General features: G+C 40.3%; 7 protein-coding genes and 1 CRISPR repeat array. All 7 genes read left to right on the top strand.

Annotated elements, in window-relative coordinates; all coding sequences use genetic code 11:
* Positions 1-26: 26 nt before the first annotated feature.
* The gene (locus tag IT392_13560) at positions 27-335 is read left to right on the top strand and encodes a hypothetical protein (GenBank protein ID MCC6545499.1); all 309 of its coding nucleotides are present in this window, start codon (positions 27-29) and stop codon (positions 333-335) included.
* 128 nt (positions 336-463) lie between these two features.
* Entirely contained in the window at positions 464-640 is a 177-nt protein-coding gene (locus tag IT392_13555; GenBank protein MCC6545498.1) for a hypothetical protein, read from the top strand.
* 60 nt (positions 641-700) lie between these two features.
* On the top strand, positions 701-976 hold the full coding sequence (locus IT392_13550) for a hypothetical protein (protein MCC6545497.1): 276 nt from the start codon (positions 701-703) through the stop codon (positions 974-976).
* Positions 976-1332, top strand: a complete 357-nt coding sequence (locus IT392_13545) for a hypothetical protein (protein MCC6545496.1) — start codon at positions 976-978, stop codon at positions 1330-1332. The genes IT392_13550 and IT392_13545 overlap by 1 nt, the downstream gene beginning before the upstream one ends.
* 45 nt (positions 1333-1377) lie before the next feature.
* Positions 1378-2355: a CRISPR-associated endonuclease Cas1 gene (gene cas1 / locus IT392_13540; protein MCC6545495.1), complete on the top strand. Its 978-nt coding sequence runs from the start codon at positions 1378-1380 to the stop codon at positions 2353-2355.
* Positions 2356-2376: 21 nt separating this feature from the next.
* Positions 2377-2682: a CRISPR-associated endonuclease Cas2 gene (gene cas2, locus IT392_13535; GenBank protein MCC6545494.1), complete on the top strand. Its 306-nt coding sequence runs from the start codon at positions 2377-2379 to the stop codon at positions 2680-2682.
* Positions 2683-2711: 29 nt separating this feature from the next.
* Entirely contained in the window at positions 2712-3284 is a 573-nt protein-coding gene (gene cas4, locus IT392_13530) for a CRISPR-associated protein Cas4 (GenBank protein ID MCC6545493.1), read from the top strand.
* Positions 3285-3457: 173 nt separating this feature from the next.
* A CRISPR array of direct repeats spans positions 3458-5163; the repeat unit is 37 nt; unit sequence GTATCTATGAGGGTTCCATTAAAACAAGGATTGAAAC.
* Between the last annotated feature and the right edge of the window lie 17 nt (positions 5164-5180).

The following is a 5180-nucleotide window of genomic DNA, read 5'->3' as shown; positions in this document are numbered from 1 at the left end:
ACGAAGAATGGATAAAATGGAATCCAATGATTGCCAAAAGCCAGACTCGTTTCATCGTAATAAATATCCCTGTCGATGTCATGTTACCAAGGGATAAACATGACAAGGAGTCTCTAAAGAGAAGAAAACGAAAAAAGATAGGCAATAAAATGGTATATATTATTGCACCTGAGGATTTTGTTCTGCAAAAACTTAAGGTAGGCCGTCCGAGGGATTTTGAGGACGCTGTTACAGTGTTGGAACGGCAATCAGGAAATATAGATATCCCATATCTTAAAAAGTGGGCGAAGCGTCTTCACATCTCTGATGAACTAAACTATATATTAAATCTTTAACAGCACTTATATGCAAATGAAATATGGCGAAGAGAAAGGCGGGACTATTGAAAAGGAATTTAAAAATGAGATATTGTTTGCGTAGCTATGAACTGATAATAGCTTCTTTAAAAGAAAAGTAAAATATTATGCAACAATCGTTATATTTTGCACATATTTTTACTCATCGTTTCCTCAAAGGCACCCCACTGCTCGGCTTCCTCGGTAGCTTCTCCGTCAACTTTGAAATCCCTGACTACTGGGGTATCGGGAAGTCGGTATCAAGGGGGTTCGGAACGGTGAAAAGAGTTGAAAAGTCAGAGTAATATTAATTGCACAGATCTCCAGCATCTTATTAGAGTATAATATTTCAAGGAGGTGAGAATATGGCAAATATAGACGCGGTTGCAAAAGAACTTCACATGAAGCCCAAGGAGCTTTTAACGGAAAGTCTTAAGACCTATCTCGAAAAACGGCTCTCAAAATTGGAAGCAGATATTTTTCTGTTAACGAAAAAGTATGGTGTCAAGGATGTGTTTGAATTGGACTCAAAGGTAAAGGCAGGATTTATCAGAGAATCCGACGCCTATGACGATTATTTTATCTTTGATAACCTTGAGGCTGAACGTGAAAAGATTAAGAAGATTATAGAGGATCTTTAATGGCAGCAATCGAGGATCTCAAGAGAATAGCAGAAATTGAATTTTCAGATATTGTTAAGAGCACTTCTCAAATTGATTTTAAATTAAGAATTATCCTCATCAACAATAGTTTTCTGGATGTCTACTTGTCCCAGAAACTACCTGATAGATTTGGTTATCATTGGGAATGTATGGATGAATCAAAGAATGCTTACCGTTATGATAATTTCCCTGATAAAAACTGGCAGTCGGTATCAACATTTCCATATCATTTTCACAACGGCTCTCAGAGTTCTGTAGAGGCATCGCCATTCCCATTAACGCCAATTGAGGGTTTCCGAGAATTCATGGAGTTTGTAAGACAAAAAATACAATAGTTACGGCTACCGTGGCATCGGAATATCGGTGTCTACGGCAATTATATGCAATTGGTTATAAATACATACGGCTCCTATCTCCAGAAAAACGGGGACTGTTTCAAGGTCAGGAAGGATGACCAGGTTTTTGAGGTCTCCGTTAAAAAGGTCTCCTCTATCATGATTACAACAGCAGCCTACATCACGACGGATGCTATCAAAATGGCTATGGATCATAATATTGATATTATCTTTCTCGATGAGTTTGGGGATCCGTTTGGCAGGGTGTGGCATAGCAAACTTGGGAGCACAACACTGATAAGGAGGAAGCAGCTTGAGATTGCAGGTATAGAAGACGGCTTAAAACTCGCAGTCTCCTGGGTAAGGAATAAATTTAACAATCAGATAGAACTCTTAAAGAGGCTGAGGAATACAAGGGCACAGAAATCGGCGGAGATTACGGCCTATATCGAAAAGCTGGAGAATTGCCGCAGCAGCCTTGATAATATTTCAGGAACCATAGATGATAAGCGCGGGACAATCATGGGAATAGAGGGGAGTGGAGGGAGGATATATTTTGAATGCCTGAGTTTTCTTATGCCTGACAGGTACAGGTTTGACGGCCGCAGCCGGAATCCTGCAAAAGATGAGTTTAATGCCCTCCTGAACTATTCCTATGGCGTCCTCTATTCAAAGGTAGAGAAGGCCTGTATCATCGCAGGACTTGATCCCTATGTGGGGATCATCCATACAGACCACTATAACAAGAAATCTCTTGTCTTTGACCTGATCGAAAACTACCGCATCTGGGCAGATGAGACGGTCATCAATCTCTTTGCAGGGAGAAAGGTAAAGCAGGAGCATTTTGATAAACTCAAAAATGGCCTTACCCTCAACAAAGACGGCAAGGCTGTACTTATCGAGTCCCTGAGCAAGTTCCTGGATGAATCTATCCGCTACAGCGGCAGAAATATAAAGCGTGAGGATGTCATGCAGTTTGAATGTCACAGGATTGCCAATAGTCTGATAAAAGATGCATCGTGAGAAAATCAAAGGAGGTGCGTGTTGGCGGCCAACGAAACCCTATTGTGGGTTATATATGACATAGTAGAAGATAAGGCGCGGAACCGTGTGGCAAAGGCCTGTAAGGGAAAGGGGCTCTACAGGGTGCAAAAGTCGGCATTCCTCGGGACGCTGAACAGGAACCAGGTTGACGAACTGAAGATCATGTGCGAGGATTTAATCAATTGCAAAGTGGATTCTCTATATATCTTTCCCCTGTGTGAGGATGACTTTAAAAAGGTCAAATTGCTCGGTCAGGCCTTTGACAAGAAATTAGTGTCTGCAGAACTTCTGGCAAAATTCTTTTAGCACCTTATATGGATACTGAATCTACCGTAATGATTACGCCATCAGAGGTGATAGAGCACCTCTTTTGTCCACGGTTTACCTATTTCATGAATTGCCTGAACATACCCCAGCATGAAGAATTAAGATATAAAGTGCAGAAAGGAAGAGAATTGCACTCCCGACGGGAAAAGGAGAATAAGGAATATCTGAGAAAAAAAATCGGCTGTGTAGATAAGGAGCTTTCTGTCTATGTGGCATCTCCTGTGCTAAGGGTAAGAGGCATCATAGATGAAGTGTTGACATTCACTGATGGAAGCATGGCCCCGCTTGATTATAAATATACCGAATACCGGGATTACCTTTTTGTGACCCACAAAGTTCAATCCGTACTTTATGCGATGCTTATCAAAGAGGTCTACCATATGCCTGTTCTTCGTGGTTATATCTGTTATGCAAGGGATGGTACAGACCTGAAAGAGATCATTTACAAGCCTGAGGATTTTAAGTATGCTGTTAGCGTGGTTAATGAGATCTTCAATGTAATTTTGATGGGTTATTATCCCAAAAAGTCCTCATGGCCAAACCGGTGTACTGACTGTTGTTATAAAAATATTTGTGTTTAAGAAACAGGTTGGCAAAAGTGCTTTATTAAATTGGATTATTTGATAGTCTATGAATGTAAAGGGGGTGAGGAAGTGGGCGTTTTAGAAGTATTTGAGAGAGTGGATGTGAGAAAACAAGGAGGAGTAAATTGGACTGATCATGGCATACACACACAGGATAACGGAAATTTGTGGTATCTATGAGGGTTCCATTAAAACAAGGATTGAAACTTTCCTACTGTATAATGAGGAGGTAGCGATATATTAGTATCTATGAGGGTTCCATTAAAACAAGGATTGAAACCTCATTTGGACACCTCCCAGTATCTCCCTTTCCAGAGTATCTATGAGGGTTCCATTAAAACAAGGATTGAAACCAAGGGGGTGACGCCATGACGCAACAAACCATCACGTATCTATGAGGGTTCCATTAAAACAAGGATTGAAACGAAACAGTTTGCAAATCTGTATTCGGTATCACATCTGTATCTATGAGGGTTCCATTAAAACAAGGATTGAAACTACACCAATCCAATGTTGCCAGATTAATGCCTTTCGTATCTATGAGGGTTCCATTAAAACAAGGATTGAAACGTTGCATTGTATGGAATAGTATTGGGAATAATTGGAGTATCTATGAGGGTTCCATTAAAACAAGGATTGAAACTTTCCGAGATGGGAATCACTGTCACAGATATTGCTGTATCTATGAGGGTTCCATTAAAACAAGGATTGAAACTAATGGAATTTAAAATTAAAAACCGTTTTACTGGAGTATCTATGAGGGTTCCATTAAAACAAGGATTGAAACCGAGCGATTATCATAGATTAATGGAATCGGTAGGAGTATCTATGAGGGTTCCATTAAAACAAGGATTGAAACTTTCCTACTGCACAACGAGGAGGTAGCGATATATTAGTATCTATGAGGGTTCCATTAAAACAAGGATTGAAACATCGCAACATACGGGACGGCCTCGGATGCGAATGTCGTATCTATGAGGGTTCCATTAAAACAAGGATTGAAACACGTGGATAGAGCTTGACAAGGACTACTACGAGGCGGTATCTATGAGGGTTCCATTAAAACAAGGATTGAAACATCGAGGTGGTATAGCTGGCAGTGAGTTGCCAAGACGTATCTATGAGGGTTCCATTAAAACAAGGATTGAAACGGTCTCTATCCGATGAGCTTACCCGTGCAATGACTACGGTATCTATGAGGGTTCCATTAAAACAAGGATTGAAACTAGACAGATTGATTATCAGAGGTATTACAGATACAGTATCTATGAGGGTTCCATTAAAACAAGGATTGAAACTCTTAGCAGCAATACTCGCAGTAGCAATCTCAGCACGTATCTATGAGGGTTCCATTAAAACAAGGATTGAAACTGGACTGCATCGGCTAATGTAAAAATTGTATCTATTGTATCTATGAGGGTTCCATTAAAACAAGGATTGAAACTGCTTATGTTTCGCACATTATTAGGACGTCGCTCTGTATCTATGAGGGTTCCATTAAAACAAGGATTGAAACACGGATGCGAATTACGCCAATGCACGGCAGCAGGAGTATCTATGAGGGTTCCATTAAAACAAGGATTGAAACTCCGTACCGAATTTGCATATGCTATGGCACTTGCGTATCTATGAGGGTTCCATTAAAACAAGGATTGAAACGAGACGGTGAACACTTGGTCTACTGGAAAGACTATGTATCTATGAGGGTTCCATTAAAACAAGGATTGAAACGCATTTAAAGTGGGGGGAAGTACCGTATTCGCAAAGTATCTATGAGGGTTCCATTAAAACAAGGATTGAAACAGTTAGACAGACAGTTAGGCAAGCAATCGCCTAATAGTATCTATGAGGGTTCCATTAAAACAAGGATTGAAACAGCCAAGCGTAGTCGTT

The organism is Nitrospirota bacterium (assembly GCA_020846775.1).
In the GTDB taxonomy this organism is placed as follows: Bacteria; Nitrospirota; 9FT-COMBO-42-15; order HDB-SIOI813; family HDB-SIOI813; genus RBG-16-43-11.
Note: the sequence above shows the minus strand (reverse complement) of the source record. Positions and strands in the feature narration are given on the sequence as shown.